Annotated in this window: 15 protein-coding genes; 2 read left to right on the forward strand and 13 right to left on the reverse strand. The window is 52.8% G+C overall.

Annotated features, from left to right (window positions below; translation table 11 throughout):
• Positions 1–555: 555 nt before the first annotated feature.
• The 13 genes from lpxP to acuI form a co-directional block, all read right to left on the reverse strand.
• Positions 556–1,476 carry a kdo(2)-lipid IV(A) palmitoleoyltransferase gene (gene lpxP / locus ACLRGG_RS00005; RefSeq protein WP_416247834.1) on the reverse strand — a complete coding sequence of 307 codons (921 nt, stop codon included), beginning with the start codon at positions 1,474–1,476 and terminating at the stop codon, positions 556–558.
• 198 nt (positions 1,477–1,674) lie between these two features.
• Positions 1,675–1,971 (reverse strand): DNA-binding transcriptional regulator Fis, encoded by a 297-nt coding sequence (gene fis, locus ACLRGG_RS00010; RefSeq protein WP_000462905.1) that lies wholly within the window; start codon positions 1,969–1,971, stop codon positions 1,675–1,677.
• 24 nt (positions 1,972–1,995) lie between these two features.
• Positions 1,996–2,961 (reverse strand): tRNA dihydrouridine synthase DusB, encoded by a 966-nt coding sequence (dusB, locus tag ACLRGG_RS00015; protein WP_067710254.1) that lies wholly within the window; start codon positions 2,959–2,961, stop codon positions 1,996–1,998.
• 304 nt (positions 2,962–3,265) lie between these two features.
• The gene (locus ACLRGG_RS00020) at positions 3,266–4,048 is read right to left on the reverse strand and encodes a carbonic anhydrase (RefSeq protein WP_416247835.1); all 783 of its coding nucleotides are present in this window, start codon (positions 4,046–4,048) and stop codon (positions 3,266–3,268) included.
• A gap of 79 nt (positions 4,049–4,127) precedes the next feature.
• Positions 4,128–5,018: a 50S ribosomal protein L11 methyltransferase gene (gene prmA / locus ACLRGG_RS00025; protein WP_416247836.1), complete on the reverse strand. Its 891-nt coding sequence runs from the start codon at positions 5,016–5,018 to the stop codon at positions 4,128–4,130.
• 11 nt (positions 5,019–5,029) lie between these two features.
• The gene (gene panF / locus ACLRGG_RS00030) at positions 5,030–6,484 is read right to left on the reverse strand and encodes a sodium/pantothenate symporter (protein WP_416247837.1); all 1,455 of its coding nucleotides are present in this window, start codon (positions 6,482–6,484) and stop codon (positions 5,030–5,032) included.
• A complete protein-coding gene (locus ACLRGG_RS00035) occupies positions 6,474–6,716 on the reverse strand; it encodes a YhdT family protein (protein WP_416247838.1) in 243 nt (80 codons plus the stop codon). The genes panF and ACLRGG_RS00035 overlap by 11 nt, the downstream gene beginning before the upstream one ends.
• A 79-nt stretch (positions 6,717–6,795) precedes the next feature.
• Positions 6,796–8,145, reverse strand: coding sequence for an acetyl-CoA carboxylase biotin carboxylase subunit (gene accC, locus ACLRGG_RS00040; RefSeq protein WP_416247839.1), 1,350 nt, complete (start codon positions 8,143–8,145; stop codon positions 6,796–6,798).
• Between the two features lie 11 nt (positions 8,146–8,156).
• Entirely contained in the window at positions 8,157–8,627 is a 471-nt protein-coding gene (gene accB, locus ACLRGG_RS00045) for an acetyl-CoA carboxylase biotin carboxyl carrier protein (RefSeq protein ID WP_067710217.1), read from the reverse strand.
• 21 nt (positions 8,628–8,648) lie between these two features.
• Positions 8,649–9,101 carry a type II 3-dehydroquinate dehydratase gene (aroQ, locus tag ACLRGG_RS00050; protein WP_416247840.1) on the reverse strand — a complete coding sequence of 151 codons (453 nt, stop codon included), beginning with the start codon at positions 9,099–9,101 and terminating at the stop codon, positions 8,649–8,651.
• Positions 9,102–9,339: 238 nt separating this feature from the next.
• A complete protein-coding gene (gene msrQ, locus ACLRGG_RS00055; protein WP_416247841.1) occupies positions 9,340–9,942 on the reverse strand; it encodes a protein-methionine-sulfoxide reductase heme-binding subunit MsrQ in 603 nt (200 codons plus the stop codon).
• Positions 9,942–10,946, reverse strand: coding sequence for a protein-methionine-sulfoxide reductase catalytic subunit MsrP (gene msrP / locus ACLRGG_RS00060; protein WP_416247842.1), 1,005 nt, complete (start codon positions 10,944–10,946; stop codon positions 9,942–9,944). Before msrP ends, msrQ begins: the two co-directional genes overlap by 1 nt.
• 114 nt (positions 10,947–11,060) lie before the next feature.
• Positions 11,061–12,038 (reverse strand): acrylyl-CoA reductase (NADPH), encoded by a 978-nt coding sequence (acuI, locus tag ACLRGG_RS00065; protein WP_416247843.1) that lies wholly within the window; start codon positions 12,036–12,038, stop codon positions 11,061–11,063.
• Between the two features lie 222 nt (positions 12,039–12,260).
• Between acuI and csrD the strand changes: the two genes are divergently transcribed.
• Together csrD and mreB are read left to right on the forward strand one after the other, a co-directional pair.
• Complete coding sequence (csrD, locus tag ACLRGG_RS00070) at positions 12,261–14,210, forward strand: RNase E specificity factor CsrD (protein WP_416247844.1); 1,950 nt, start codon at positions 12,261–12,263, stop codon at positions 14,208–14,210.
• A gap of 310 nt (positions 14,211–14,520) precedes the next feature.
• Entirely contained in the window at positions 14,521–15,564 is a 1,044-nt protein-coding gene (gene mreB / locus ACLRGG_RS00075; protein WP_067710229.1) for a rod shape-determining protein MreB, read from the forward strand.
• The last annotated feature ends 48 nt before the right edge of the window (positions 15,565–15,612 follow it).

The following is a 15,612-nucleotide window of genomic DNA, read 5'->3' on the forward strand; positions in this document are numbered from 1 at the left end:
CCTTCTTCAAAAAAAAAAACGACACACTAGATATGAGAACCAGTCTCGTGGGCTCGGAGATGTGTATAAGAGACAGGCCCCACGGGCAGGCCTGTTACATTCAGAGCCAGCTCAGCTGACTGCGGTCGCTGGAGATAATCTTATCAATCCTGTACGAACAAAACCCATTTTATGCATGCCACACAACAGGACGATATCGTCCTCAGCCAGCTTAAACATCGTATACGAGACATCATCTATCCAAGAACGAACTTCTTTGTCATGAAACCGGCTGAGCTGCGAGCATGTATGCCGGACATCTGCCATAAGCTGATTATCTCTGACGTCTCTTCTTCAGATGGTGTAAGACATACGTTGAGTTTTAAGGTATCAAGCTGAAGCAGTACGAGCCCATAGAGAGACTGTCCAGATAACAACAAGCGCATTATCAAGTGACGGTAAACCTCTACAGATTAGAACGTGGTACAGAGTAGGAGAGAAGTAAAGGGCAGGAGATGATAAAGAGAGGAGGGATATTAAGCCAGCTAAGCAGCTGGCTCGGGTCATAGAGAAAAATCAGTACAGCGAAGTGGTTCCGGCTGGGCGCGTTTTGAAACGGCGATGTAGCCACATGTACTGATCAGGAGCACGCATAATTTCGCGCTCAATGACCTTGTTCATATAAGCAGCGGAGCGCTGCTCATCATCAATCGGGTAATCCTTGAGCTCCGGTTGGATTACCAGCTCATAGCCGCCACCGTCTTCATTACGAATGAGTACCACGGTTATCATCGCGGGCTTTGCCATACGGGCTATCATCCAGGTACCACTGGTCGTTGCGGCTTCAGGCACGGCAAACAGCGGAGCAAATACGCTGCCTTTGGGGCCATAATCCTGGTCTGGCGCAAACCAGACGGCTTCTCCCTGCTTAAGTGCATGCACCATGCCTCGCAGGTCACGACGGTTGATCATCGCCTTATTTGAGCGCATGCGTCCTTTGGTTTGGACCCACTCCATCAACTTGTTATTGTGAGGGCGATACATTGCCATCATCGGCTGACACAGGCCCATTGCCCGGCCACCCAGCTCAAGTGACATAAAATGTACGCCGATAATCAGAGCGCCACGCCCATTCTGCTGAGCCTCGCGAAGATTATGCAGGCCGTTGACTTTAAACCAGCGTCGAACGCGGCGATCGGACCAGAACCAGGCCATACCCGTCTCCAGCAAACCCATACCGAGTGATTCGAAGTTCTTCACGATACGTCTTTCAAGCTGATCCGCAGGCATATCAGGGAAACAAAGTTCCAGATTACGTCGGGTAATACGAATACGGCGCTTAAGAAAGCGCATAGAGGTCCGGCCCATCCACGTACCCAGCTTCTCGAGGAAAGGGAAGGGCAACTGAACAAGTACAAACAGCAGTCCCAGTCCAATCCACGTAACAAAATAACGGGGATGCATCAGGCCTAAGGTAAAACGAGGTGAAACCTTCATATTTCTCTCTTTTAGCGTACAAGGGGAGGTAGCGCCAAAAGATATACATCACCAGCGATACATGAATTTTGACAACTGTATCGTCAGGAAGTTAGTTCGGCAAACGGCACTTTACACAAACAAGACAATTCTGAGGAAGAATAACCTGTAAAAAAGGCGCTAACAGTACGGTAGCGCCTTGATGACAATAAACCCGAGTTAGTTCATGCCGTATTTTTTCAGTTTTTTACGCAGCGTACCGCGGTTGATACCCATCATCAGGGCTGCACGTGTCTGGTTGCCACGGGTGTATTGCATCACCATGTCCAACAGTGGCTGTTCAACTTCAGCCAATACCAGCTCATACAGGTCATTCACATCCTGACCATTCAGTTGAGCAAAATAGTTCTTCAGTGCCTGTTTGACCGAATCACGAAGTGGCTTTTGAGTCACCTGATCCTGTGAGTTCACGGTGGAAACGGTCAGTACGTCAGAATTTACGCGTTGTTCGAACATAGTTCTGTCAGCTCTTTATTTCTATTACGCAAGATTTTCGAAGTATGCCTCCAACGCCTCCAGCTGTTCGCTGGCATCCTCAATGGCGTTGAATGTGCGCCGAAACTGGTCGTTTGGGGCATGCTCCTGGAGATACCAGGAGACGTGCTTTCGGGCAATACGATATCCTTTGCGTTGACCATAAAAATCATGCAGTTCCCGTAGGTGCCCGATAAGCAAGCGCTTAACTTCAGCCAGTGGCATCGGTGCCAGCAGCTCCCCAGTGTCCAGATAGTGCTGGATTTCCCGGAAGATCCAAGGTCTCCCCTGAGCCGCTCGTCCTATCATCAGGGCATCAGCCCCCGTATAATCAAGAACGGCTCTGGCTTTATGCGGGTCAGTAATGTCCCCATTCGCGATAACGGGAATGGAAACGTTCTGCTTAACTGTCCGAATGCTGTCGTATTCAGCGTTGCCGTTGAACATACAGGCACGAGTACGGCCATGTATGGTCAAAGCCTGAATGCCACAGCGCTCAGCCAATTGGGCAATCTCTACACAGTTGCGGTTGTCTGTGTCCCAGCCGGTGCGAATTTTCAGCGTAACAGGAATATCTACCGCGTTCACCACCGCAGAGAGGATAGACTTCACCAGTTCCGGATGCTGTAACAGGGCGGATCCCGCCATCTTACGATTCACTTTTTTGGCCGGACAACCCATATTAATGTCGATAACCTGCGCGCCAGATGCAGCATTAACGCGTGCGGCTTCAGCCATATCTACCGGGTCACAACCGGCAATTTGCACGGTACGAATACCGGGCTCGTCACTGTGTACCATGCGCAGCCGTGATTTATCGCTTGCCCAAACTTCAGGGTTTGACGACAGCATCTCGGATACGGTCATACCAGCACCCATTGCATAACAAAGAGTCCGGAAAGGCCTGTCGGTAATCCCGGCCATTGGTGCTGCAATCAGACGATTGCGAAGCTGGTGATTTCCTATGCGCATGAAAAAAAAGTGACCATTGTGTGTCCGCAAGGCGGCGTATATTACGCATTTTTTCAGTAAGATGAAAGGCCAAACTTTGAACAATTGTCTTTAACCAAGCGTGGTCAGAACAGAGTGACCGGAAAATTGACATTTTAGCCATATATATCAATACATTAAAAATATATGGTTAAAATATCATCATATTATTTCTTTTTGTATGTATGCCGATCCGCATAAAAAGCATCACATCTGCCTTTTACCGGCAGATGTGATGATAGAAAGCGTGAAAAGCAGTGGATCCCACCAGGAATGGGCGAAACTGTTAATGAATAACGACCCGGCCGTTGAGCGGTTGTACTGGACGACTGTTTTTCTGTGCCAGCGCCGCCTCAAACGCAGCGATTTGTGCTTTAGAAGCATATACCGGGTCTTTCATCACCAGCCAGCGAACGCCTTCAGTGCAGGGCGGGGTGGTGAGAGATCCGCTAAAGCGGTAATAGTGTTTGTCGCCCGGCATTAAGTTCGCGAGTGCAAGCGGTTTACTCAGCTTCTGCGCCTGATTAATCCGCGCAGGAATATTATTCAAAATATCAGCGATGACGGGGTTCTCCTGCCCTTCATCAATCATTACGCCGATCACCGCCAGCTCCCCCTGGGGACTGCTGTTCACAAAGTGAACTTCAAGCGGGTAGGTCCGCCCATCAATAAGATTTTCAGACGGCGTGTGGAAATGAAACTGTTTCAGGGTAAAAGTAGTGCCATCTACCACTAAATGATCGCCATCATTGACGTCGATCTGGATAGTATGCCCATTATTAATAATGGATTTATCCTTAGCGTTGAAGGACATAGACAGGGGGGGGAGCTCACCTTTAATGGTTTTCTGTATATCAATCGGTGACTGATTAAACCCCTTCTCACAGGTGGCAAAGGCATGGTTAAGCGTACCCCATTTGTCTGGTGCACTTTCCCCGGAGTATGACCATTTGCCGTGAGCGTCAGCATGAACGAACGGGGCAGTAAGAAGTGCTAAAACTAACGTGCAGGAGTTGATTTTAAATTTCATAGTAACTATCCAAAAAAAGCCGCGAACAACGACGTTCACGGCGGGATTGGGATGCTAATAACTCATTGTTACTATTTCAATATGTATATTACTAAAGCGTAACCATGTTTGATTTTGATCAATTTTTAGACACTGTGGTGCCCGTTATTCTGCACCATTCCTCTTTTTCTGCCACAGGATCCAGGATAAACGCCTGTTCATAAGCTTTACATACGCTTTCTGCCTGACTCGCCAGTATCCCTGAAAGACCCAGATGACCCCCTGCTTTTGGCAGCACGCTAATCAGGGGCGCAAGTTCACGGAGTGGACCAGCAAGAATATTTGCGACCACCACATCGGCACTGAGGTTATCAGGCTGTTCATGCGGCAGATAAAGCGTCAGGTTATCTGAAACGCCGTTACGTTGCGCATTATCCCGACTGGCCTGAATCGCCTGGGGATCGATATCAATCCCAATCGCCTTCGCGGCCCCCAGCTTTAATGCTGCGATTGCCAGGATCCCGGAGCCGCAGCCAAAGTCGATCACCGTTTTGCCCGCCAGATCCAGACCATCAAGCCAGGAGAGACAAAGCGCCGTGGTAGGATGGGTACCCGTACCGAATGCCAGGCCTGGGTCCAGCATCACATTCACCGCGCTGGGATCGGGAACATCTCGCCAGCTTGGGCAGATCCACAGGCGTTGGCCAAAGCGCATAGGATGGAAATTTGCCATCCATTCACGTTCCCAGTCTTTATCTTCAATCTGTTCAATTCTATGCAAAAAGTTTGCGCCCAATAGCGGAAGCTGTGATAAGCCCGTAATCACGTTCTGCATCTCGGTTTCGGCATCAAACAGACCAATGACGTCTGTATCACCCCACAGACGGGTTTCCCCGGGAAGGGGTTCAAATACCGGGTTATCATGAGTATCCTGAAAGGTTACTGATACGGCGCCATTCTCGAGCAGCGCATCGCCCATCTCTTCAGCCTGAGCGCCGGTGGTGTTGATTTTCATTTGTATCCAGGGCATTGCATTTCTCTTTATTTAAACGGGGTTGACGCCACCGCGGATGACGTGTCGGTATGACCAAAGCGGTTTCCAATGACGAATGCGGTCAGGCTTATCAGCAGTGACGGCACGATAGGATGAAAGCCCCAGGGCTGAAGCGACAGGCTGGCAAGCAGCGTGTAGCAGCCTGCGCCGGAGATCATACTGCTCAGGGCGCCTGCTGCATTGGCTTTCTCCCAGTAAAGACCGAGCACCAGTGGCCACAGGAAGACGGCTTCCAGGCCGCCAAACGCCAGCAGGTTAAGCCAGATAATCATCTCAGGTGGCTTCCACGCTGCACCCAGCAGCAGCAGGCCCAGCACAAGGGTAATGATGCTGGACATCCGCTTCATTAGCCGCTCATTATCCATCTGCTGCGGGCGAACCCGCAAATAAAGATCTTTTACGATCGTTGCAGAAGATTGCAGAAGCTGGGCATTGATGGTCGACATAATGGCGGCCATCGGCGCGGCGAGAAAGATCCCCGCCGCCAGCGGCGGCAGCACATGGATCATTAGCGTGGGGATCACACTATCGGGGATCGTCAGGTCAGGCATCACGGCCCGGCCCAGCGCGCCAGCAAGGTGCATGCCGAACATCAACACGGCTACCACGAGAGTGCCGAGGATCATTCCCCGATGCACGGCCTTACTGTCTTTATAGGAGATGCAGCGCACCGCCGTGTGCGGTAGCCCCACGACGCCGAAACAGACCAGCACGGAAAACGAGGCGAGAAACGTTGGGCTAAGGATATTATCCACGCCGCCCGGGGAGAGTAGCTGAGGATCAATCTGCTGAAGCTTATTAACGGCGCTATGGAGGCCGCCAGCGGCATGAATCACCGCAAAAAGCAGCAGGAAAGTGCCAGCCAGCATCACTACACCCTGCATGGCATCATTCAGTACGCTGGCGCGAAAGCCGCCAAACGCGGTATAGAGCGCGATCGCGCCGCCAAAGATAAGCAGCCCCGTATCGTAGGGAATACCAGCCGCCGTCTCCAGCAGGCGTGCGCCGCCAATGAACTGGACGGTCATCGCGCCTATAAACGCAATCAGCAGGCTCAGGCTGGCAAACCAGACCAGCAGCGGACTGCGATAGCGTCCATACAGCATATCGTTCAGGGTTACCGCATTATAGCGTCGCGCAAGAATGGCAAATTTCTTGCCGAGAATGCCCAGCGACAGCCAGACGGCGGGTACCTGTACCATCGACAGCAATACCCAGCCCAGGCCATATTTATAGGCCGCCCCTGGTCCACCGATAAACGAGCTGGCGCTAATGTAGGTGGTGGTCAGCGTCATTGCCAGCACGAAACCGCCCATTGACCGGCTTCCCAGGAAATATTCCGTCAGAAAATTACCGTTCTGGCGCTTACGCATGGCATAGACAGAAAGCCCGGCTACCAGCAGCAGATAGGCGATAAGCGGCAGAATGATCTCAAGTCTCACTCTTGTCCTCCAGAGGAATGTCACGAAAGACCAGCCTGACCATCAGCCAGCACAGGAGTATAAATACGCCGGGAACCAGCATGCAGGCCATTTCAAACCAGTGTGGCAACCCGGTGAAGCCGGATTTACTGTCGGGAAGCCAGGCCATCAGTGACCAGGCTATTATATAGCCGACGGCCAGCCAGAGGGACCAGCGGGCCTCGCGATGAGCCTGAACAAAGCGTTTGTCCATGTCGATACCTCACCTGGTACTTTTATACGTAAAGAAAAAGGCCGGTCAGACCGGCCTTTTTGGCGAAACATCAGGCTAATCAGGTTTCCTGAAGACCAAGCTTCTTCTCCAGGTAGTGGATGTTGGTTCCACCCTGCTGGAAGTTTTCGTCGCTCATAATCTTCATCTGTAGCTCAACGTTAACTTTGATGCCGTCGATGATAAGCTCGGCCAGCGCATTCTTCATGCGAGCAATAGCCACCTCACGGGTTTCACCGTAGGTGATAAGCTTGCCGATCATGGAGTCGTAATACGGCGGCACGGTATATCCAGCATAGATATGCGACTCCCAGCGAACGCCAAAACCACCTGGCGCATGGAAGCGGGTGATTTTACCCGGGCTGGGCAGGAAGGTATTCGGATCTTCTGCGTTGATACGGCATTCAACCGCATGACCGCGAATAATCACGTCTTCCTGTTTGATCGACAGTGGCTGACCGGCAGCAATCCGCAGCTGCTCTTTGATCAGATCCACACCGGTGATCATCTCCGTTACCGGGTGTTCAACCTGAATACGGGTGTTCATCTCAATAAAGTAGAACTCACCGTTTTCAAACAGGAACTCAAAGGTACCCGCACCGCGATAGCCGATGTCGATACAGGCTTTTGAACAGCGCTCACCGATAAAGCGGCGCATCTCTTCGGTGATGCCTGGCGCTGGCGCCTCCTCAACCACTTTCTGATGGCGACGCTGCATTGAGCAGTCGCGCTCGGCGAGATAGATAGCGTTGCCCTGACCGTCTGCCAGTACCTGAATCTCGATATGGCGAGGGTTTTCCAGGTACTTCTCCATATAGACCATGTCGTTGTTGAAAGCCGCTTTCGCTTCCGCACGGGTCATATTAATGGACTGTTCAAGGTCTTTATCGTGACGAACGACACGCATACCGCGACCGCCGCCGCCGCCGGAGGCCTTAATGATCACCGGATAACCGATACGCTTCGCAAAGGCACGGTTTTTATCCATATCATCGTTCAGCGAACCGTCTGAACCGGGTACGCACGGAACACCAGCTTTTTTCATCGCGTTGATGGCGGAGACTTTGTCACCCATCAGACGGATAGTTTCAGCTTTAGGACCGATAAAGATAAAGCCTGAACGCTCAACCTGTTCGGCAAAGTCCGCATTTTCGGACAGGAAGCCATAGCCGGGGTGAATCGCCACGGCGCCGGTGATCTCCGCTGCGGAGATCAGTGCAGGGATATTCAGGTAACTTTTAACGGACGGTGCCGGGCCGATACATACGGTTTCGTCCGCCAGCAGTACATGTTTTAAATCGCGGTCAGCGCTTGAGTGTACGGCAACGGTTTTGATGCCCAGCTCTTTACAGGCGCGCAGGATGCGCAGTGCAATTTCACCGCGGTTAGCAATTACAATTTTTTCCAGCATGGTTCGCCTCGTTATTCGATGACTACCAGCGGCTCGTCAAATTCAACGGGTTGGCCGCTTTCGACCAGGATCGCTTTCACTACGCCGGATTTATCGGCTTCGATCTGGTTCATCATTTTCATCGCTTCAACGATGCACAGCGTGTCGCCAGCGTTAACTTTTTGACCCACTTCCACAAATGCTTTGGCATCCGGGCTTGGTGTACGGTAGAAGGTACCGACCATTGGTGAACGTACGATATGACCACTGATCTCAGCAGCAGCAGGCGCTTCCATCGCCGGAGAGGTTGCAGGTGCAACGGCTGTTGCCAGGGCGGGCTGCTGCATCATTGGCGCTGCATAAGCCTGCTGCATCATTGGGTAGCCCGTATTCACAGGCGCACGACTGATGCGAACGGACTCTTCCCCTTCAGAAATTTCCAATTCAGCAATGCCTGATTCTTCAACCAGTTCGATCAGTTTTTTAATCTTACGAATATCCATGAGTGTGGTTCCGTACTCTGTTTAATGAGATTGTGACAGGCGTTTGACCGCCGTCTGTAAAGCCCAGGTATAACCGTCGACACCAAGTCCACAAATTACGCCGGCAGCAATATCAGAAAGATAAGAATGGTGGCGAAACGGTTCGCGAGCATGCACGTTAGAGAGATGCACTTCAATAAACGGGATGCTGACTGCAAGCAGGGCATCACGAAGTGCAACGCTGGTGTGCGTGAAGGCGGCCGGATTAATGACGATATAATCAGTATTGCCTCTGGCCTCATGAATACGGTCAATCAGAGCGTATTCTGCATTCGACTGAAGATGGCTTAGCTTCACCTGAAGCGCGTCAGCCTGCGAAGTTAATTCGCTGACGATCTCTGCCAGAGTGGTTGTACCGTACTTCTCAGGTTCACGCGTACCGAGAAGGTTAAGGTTGGGACCGTTCAAAAGCAGTATGTGAAACTTATCGGCCATCTTGCTGCTATCTCCTGCGATAAATAGGGCATCGGACAAAATACATCGGCAAAAGCCATTTGTCACCTATAAGGATGAAAATTGGCACGCACGCAGGTTTAAAGCCGGGCATTATAACGATTTCGGGGCAATTAGCAGCTAAATACTGGTCGTATCAGCGAAGATTATCAACTGCCCTTCTGAAATCAGGGGCAGTTAATTTTACATTATGCGGGATCGGACACACTCCTGACGGGCGCTAGCGCAGCCACTGGCGGAACTTTTTATAGCGTAGTGCCAGCAGGATCGCGGCAATAAACGCATAAATCCATGGCTGCGGAGAAAAGGTTTTGACCGACCACAGATAGTGCACGGGTGCCAGCACGGCCACAAGGTAGATGAAATTATGCAGAGTTTGCCAGCGCTTACCCAATTTTCGCTGCGCTTTCTGCCACGAGGTTGCAGCCAGCGCCGTCAGTATTATCCAGCTGATAATCCCCAGCGTCAGGTAAGGACGGGAAATCAGCTCCGAACCTAACATGCCCAGATTACTGATACCCAGCTCCAGCACCGAATAGCTCACCAGATGCAGCGTCGCCCATGCAAAACACCACAGGCCCAGCAGGCGACGTACGCGAATAAGCAACGGCTGCCTGGCATAGCGGGCCAGCGGCGTTACCAGCAGCGAGGCCAGCAGGAATTTTAGTGCCATCCGGCCGGTAAAGTGCTGAATGTCTTTGGCCGGATCGGCACTGAGCCAGCCCTGATCGATCGATAAAAACAACCACAGCAGCGGAAGAAATCCTGCCAGGTGCAGCAGCACTTTAAACGCCGTTATCTGCCTGAGCGTCAGACGCTTCACTAAAAATTCTCCCGCAGATCAAGGCCATGGTAGAGCGAGGCCACCTGACTGGCATAGCCGTTGAACAGCAGTGTCGGCTGGCGTTTCACGTCCAGAATACCGCCCGACCCAATAAAGCGCTCGGTGGCCTGCGACCAGCGAGGATGATCGACATGCGGATTCACATTGCCATAGAAACCGTATTCATTAGATGCCAGCTGATTCCAGGTGGTGGGGGGCATATCTCTTACCAGAGTGATTTTAACAATCGACTTAATGCCTTTAAAACCATATTTCCAGGGTACCGTCAGGCGGATCGGCGCGCCATTTTGCGGTGGAAGGGCTTTACCATACACGCCGGTCGTTAACAGGGTCAGGGGATGCATTGCCTCATCAAGTCTGAGCCCCTCCACGTAGGGGTAGTCGATGCCCCCGCCGATAAAGCGATCCTTCTGGCCGGGCATTTCATCGGGTGCATAGAGGGTCTGGAACGCCACATAGCGGGCGTTACTGGTCGGCTCTGCCGCCCGCAGTAGCTTACCCAGTTCAAAACCAACCCACGGCACAACCATCGACCAGGCTTCCACGCAGCGCATGCGATAAATGCGCTGCTCAAGAGGGAAGCGTTTGAAGATGTCGTCCATGTTCAGCGTCAGGGGTTTTGCCACCTCGCCGCCAATTTCAATTTTCCAGTCGGTGGTTTTAAGCGTACCCGCATTGGCGGCAGGATCGGCTTTGTCCAGGCCAAACTCGTAGAAATTATTGTAACCGGTCACTTTGTCTTCAGGCGTGAGGGGCAGGGCCGTCTGGTAACGCTCAGGTTTGCTAAAGTCCAGCGCTTTGCCTGGGGGCGCTTTAGGGCGATCGTTGCCTTTGAACCACGAAAGAACGTCAGCCTGCGCAGCAGGGGGGATAGAGAGAGCTGCGGCACTAATTCCCAGCGTTTTCAGCAGCTGGCGGCGCTGAGCGTTGAACACGCTTTCTGGTGTGACGTCATTTTCAGTAAGTTTATCAACATGTTTCATCGGGCGCGCTCCACTGGCGAATAGTTCTACAATACCTATCATGCGCAAAGATTTCGGAAACTGCGAGTCTGGCCGCAAAAATGTGTCATTGCGATCTGTCGCCTCCGTCCCCGCTTAGCGAATTTTTACCAGCGTGCGCCCGGTAAGGCCGTTATTGAGCAGTTTTGCTGCGCTTTCTGCCGCTTCATGCAGGGTGATTTCGCGCGCCGCCTGCTGGTAAAAGGCTGCAGGAAGGGTTTTCACTACTCTTCGCCAGGCGTCGGTGCGACGGGCGAAAGGGGTATTAACGGAGTCGATGCCCTGAAGGCGAATATTCCGCAGAATGAAAGGCATCACCGTGGTGTTCAGTCCGAAGCCGCCCGCAAGCCCACAGGCTGCCACCACACCGCCATAATTTGTCTGCGCCAGTATGCTGGCCAGCGTACGGTCTCCTGCCGTATCGACGGCCCCCGCCCAGCGCTGTTTTTCAAGCGGCCGCGTCTCTTTATCAACATCAGCGCGTGAGAGGATCTCTGTTGCGCCCAGCTGGCGCAGGTAATCATGCGTCGATGCCCGTCCACTGACTGCCGTTACCCGATAGCCCAGCGCGCTCAGCAGCGCCACTGCTGTGCTTCCCACGCCGCCGCTGGCACCGGTCACCAGGATATCTCCCTGACCGGGCAGCACGCCACCCTCCTCAATGGCCATCACGCAAAGCATTGCGGTCAGACCCGCCGTACCGACTATCATCGCTTTTCTGCCATCCAACCCTTCAGGCATGGGCACCAGCCAGTCACCCTTCACCCGGGCCTGCTCTGCAAGTCCGCCCCAGTGATTCTCGCCGACGCCCCAGCCGGTCAGGAGAACGTCTTGTCCCGTGTGAAAGCGGGGATCTTCGCTGTGATGAACCCTACCGGCGAAATCTATGCCGGGCACCATCGGAAACTTACGCACAATTTTCCCTTTGCCCGTTATCGCCAACGCGTCTTTATAATTCAGCGATGACCAGTCGATATCTACGGTGACCTCTCCTGCGGGAAGCGCGTCCGGCGAAAGGGGCCTCACGATAGCAGTGGTACGGCCTTCTGACTGTTCAAGAACCAGAGCCTGCATAGGAATCTCCTGAATTAACGTTAGGTAAGGATAAAAAAAGCACGCTGCCAGCCTACTTTACGTAATAACCACTATTCTGATATCAGGCAAACAACTATCTGACGGAGCAGGTACTTCCATGCGAAAACCCGTAATCTGACGTATTGTTGGCCCCACAGCCATTCTATACGCTGACAGAACGGATATGGCATATCTTTAACTGCGGTAAATATGGGCACAGGGATGCGATTAACGACCAGACTTTCTGCAATTTTCACCCTTCTAAGCATACTGGCAATGCTTCTTATGCTGGTGGGGTGCGTACTGAGCTTTTTCTATCTTAGCAATCTCCGGGCAGAGCACCGGCTACAGGAGCTGGCAGGTGAGGTGGACAGTGCGCTACTCACTCAGTCACCCGACCACATTGCGGCCTGGATGCAGCCAATGATGGGGCCCCTGCAAATCACCCGGATTGAGTTAACGGAGGCGAGTGGATCTCGTTTTAATCTACAGCGTCATCAAAATGCAGTACTCCACGATGAGCCCAACAAAATTCGTCATAGCGTATTCCCGCTGCCTCTTCACCCCCACAGTTCGCTGAATCTTTGGTGGGTGGACTCGACAAAAACCTGGCTAAATTCATTTATAGGCAGTTTTATCCTGACGGTTATTGCCACTATCGTCGTGGTCATGACGATAGCGCTGCTGCTTTTTCACCGCTGGCTTTACCGGCAGTTGAAAGGGATGGAGCGGCTTGAGCTACGCGCAGGTGACGTGCTGAAGGGCGAACGTAATCGGGTCAGTCGGGGGTCGATACATGAATGGCCCCCTAAGGCGAGTTCGGCTATTGATATGCTGCTGGCCGATCTTTATGTTGCGAGCGAGCAGCGTAACCGTATAGACACGCTGATCCGCGCTTTTGCCGCGAAAGATGCGAAAACGGGGCTCAATAACCGGCTTTTTTTTGACAATCAGCTGGCGACCATGCTGGACGATTCTGAAACGGCAAGTGCGCACGGCATGGTCATGATGATCCGGCTGCCTGACTTTGACGCCCTGCGCGAAAGCTGGGGACATACGCAGACTCAGGATTATCTTTATGCAATGATTAATTTGTTGTCCACCTTTGTGCTTCGCTATCCGGGAGCCCTGCTGGCGCGCTATTTCCGCAGCGATTTTGCCGTGCTTCTGCCTCACCGCAGCCTGAAAGATGCAGACAGCATGGCCTCACAGCTGATCACCGCCGTCGACGCTCTTCCTCCCACCCCCATGCTGAATCGCGAAGATATGATTCATATTGGTATCAGCGGCTGGCACAGCGGCCAGACTACCCAGCAGGTAATGGAAAGTGTTGAGATGGCGACACGTAACGCGGTGCTGCTAGGGGGGAATGGCTGGTCAGTGGGGGAGGCGCCCACGCAAGAGCTGGCGCGCGGCAGCGTGAAATGGCGGACGCTGCTGGAGAATACGATTGCACGGGGCGGGCCGCGCCTGTATCAAAAGCCCGCCGTGCTGAGCGATGGCACTGTGCACCACCGGGAGTTGATGCCAAGAATTTTCGACGGTGACAAAGAGCTGCTCGCCGCAGAGTATTTGCCGCTGGTGCAGCAAATGGGGATGGCAGAGATATACGACCACCAGCTGGTCACCCGCATTCTCGCGCTGCTGCCGCTCTGGCCGGATGAGACGCTGACGATCCCCCTGACGGTGGATGCGTTATTACAACAATCTTTTCAGCACTGGCTGCGCGATATGCTGCTGCAATGCATTAAATCGCAAAGAAATCAGATTTTATTTGAACTTGCAGAAGCAGATGTGTGTCAACACATCAATCGTCTGCGGCCTGCGCTTCGCTTACTTAAGGGGTTTGGCTGTCGACTTGCCATCAACCAGGCCGGCTTAACAGTGGTCAGTACGTTCTACATTCAGCAGTTTGCTGTTGAGCTGATAAAACTGCATCCGGGTCTGGTACGTAGCATTGATCGCCGCACCGAGAATCAACTTTTGGTGCAAAGTCTGCTTGAGGGCTGTAAAGGGACGGCGACGCGTGTTTTCGCCGCTGGCGTACGTACGCGTGAAGAGTGGCAAACCCTTACTGAACTGGGTGTTGAAGGCGGACAGGGCGATCTGTTTGCCCCTTCTGAACCTCTTAGCAGCAATGTGAAAAAATATTCGAAAAGATATCGAGTTTAGCCTGCCGTTAAGCAGGATTTCACGTAGAATAGCCGCGCGGCTGTGGTGCCGGCAAAGGGTGCCCCTGACAGTCCGGGCACCGTTAAATGTAAAGTTTCATGTACGTTATGTCCGCTTACCAACGTTGAAATAGGGCGAGAAGCTCGCAGACAGGCGCTCTGTTTGCCCCTGGTTTTTCGGGTTGTGACGCAGGTGTGAGATAGCGTTTTTTTCACCGGAGCAGACTGTTTTTGCGCCTTGTCGCTGCTTCGCGTGGTTGGTAAAGTAAGCGGATTTTTTCCGCCCCCAGCTTGCAGGATTATCCTTTAGTATGTTTAAAAAATTCCGTGGCATGTTTTCCAACGACTTGTCCATCGACCTGGGTACCGCCAATACCCTGATTTACGTGAAAGGACAGGGTATCGTTCTGAATGAGCCCTCTGTTGTTGCTATACGTCAGGATCGTGCCGGTTCTCCTAAGAGCGTTGCGGCAGTGGGTCATGGCGCTAAACAGATGCTGGGGCGTACCCCCGGTAATATCGCCGCTATCCGGCCAATGAAAGATGGCGTTATCGCCGATTTCTTTGTGACCGAGAAGATGTTGCAGCACTTTATCAAACAGGTTCACAGCAACAGCTTTATGCGCCCAAGCCCGCGCGTACTGGTATGCGTACCCGTGGGTGCAACTCAGGTTGAACGTCGCGCTATTCGCGAGTCGGCGCAGGGCGCTGGCGCACGTGAGGTGTTCCTGATAGAGGAGCCTATGGCAGCCGCAATCGGTGCCGGCCTGCCGGTGTCAGAAGCGACCGGCTCCATGGTGGTTGACATCGGTGGCGGTACGACAGAAGTAGCGGTGATTTCCCTCAACGGCGTGGTCTACTCCTCCTCCGTACGCATCGGCGGCGACCGTTTTGATGAAGCCATTATTAATTATGTGCGCCGTAACTATGGCTCGCTGATTGGTGAAGCGACCGCTGAACGTATCAAGCACGAAATTGGCTCGGCCTATCCTGGCGATGGCGTTCTCGAAATTGAAGTGCGTGGACGTAACCTTGCTGAAGGCGTACCGCGCGGCTTTACGCTTAACTCCAATGAAATCCTGGAAGCACTGCAGGAGCCTCTGACCGGTATCGTTAGCGCCGTGATGGTTGCCCTGGAACAGTGCCCGCCAGAGCTGGCGTCTGATATATCAGAACGCGGTATGGTATTGACCGGCGGGGGCGCACTGCTGCGTAATCTTGATCGCCTGCTGATGGAAGAGACCGGCATTCCGGTTGTGGTTGCTGAAGATCCGCTGACCTGCGTTGCTCGTGGAGGCGGTAAAGCACTGGAAATGATCGACATGCACGGCGGCGATTTGTTCAGCGAAGAATAATTTGCCTGAAGGGGTGTGGGATTTCCTACACTCCTTTTTCATGTTGTC

The organism is Erwinia sp. PPS120 (assembly GCF_047918655.1).
In the GTDB taxonomy this organism is placed as follows: domain Bacteria; phylum Pseudomonadota; class Gammaproteobacteria; order Enterobacterales; family Enterobacteriaceae; genus Erwinia; species Erwinia tasmaniensis_A.

Bases quoted from the DNA above. Each gene is read 5' to 3' on its own strand.
- aroQ (WP_416247840.1), bottom strand. From the start codon at position 9,101: ATGGCCGATAAGTTTCACATACTGCTTTTGAACGGTCCCAACCTTAAC.
- accC (WP_416247839.1), bottom strand. From the start codon at position 8,145: ATGCTGGAAAAAATTGTAATTGCTAACCGCGGTGAAATTGCACTGCGC.
- acuI (WP_416247843.1), bottom strand. From the start codon at position 12,038: ATGCAGGCTCTGGTTCTTGAACAGTCAGAAGGCCGTACCACTGCTATC.
- mreB (WP_067710229.1), top strand. From the start codon at position 14,521: ATGTTTAAAAAATTCCGTGGCATGTTTTCCAACGACTTGTCCATCGAC.
- prmA (WP_416247836.1), bottom strand. From the start codon at position 5,018: ATGCCCTGGATACAAATGAAAATCAACACCACCGGCGCTCAGGCTGAA.
- csrD (WP_416247844.1), top strand. From the start codon at position 12,261: ATGCGATTAACGACCAGACTTTCTGCAATTTTCACCCTTCTAAGCATA.
- ACLRGG_RS00035 (WP_416247838.1), bottom strand. From the start codon at position 6,716: ATGGACAAACGCTTTGTTCAGGCTCATCGCGAGGCCCGCTGGTCCCTC.
- lpxP (WP_416247834.1), bottom strand. From the start codon at position 1,476: ATGAAGGTTTCACCTCGTTTTACCTTAGGCCTGATGCATCCCCGTTAT.
- dusB (WP_067710254.1), bottom strand. From the start codon at position 2,961: ATGCGCATAGGAAATCACCAGCTTCGCAATCGTCTGATTGCAGCACCA.
- msrP (WP_416247842.1), bottom strand. From the start codon at position 10,946: ATGAAACATGTTGATAAACTTACTGAAAATGACGTCACACCAGAAAGC.
- accB (WP_067710217.1), bottom strand. From the start codon at position 8,627: ATGGATATTCGTAAGATTAAAAAACTGATCGAACTGGTTGAAGAATCA.
- fis (WP_000462905.1), bottom strand. From the start codon at position 1,971: ATGTTCGAACAACGCGTAAATTCTGACGTACTGACCGTTTCCACCGTG.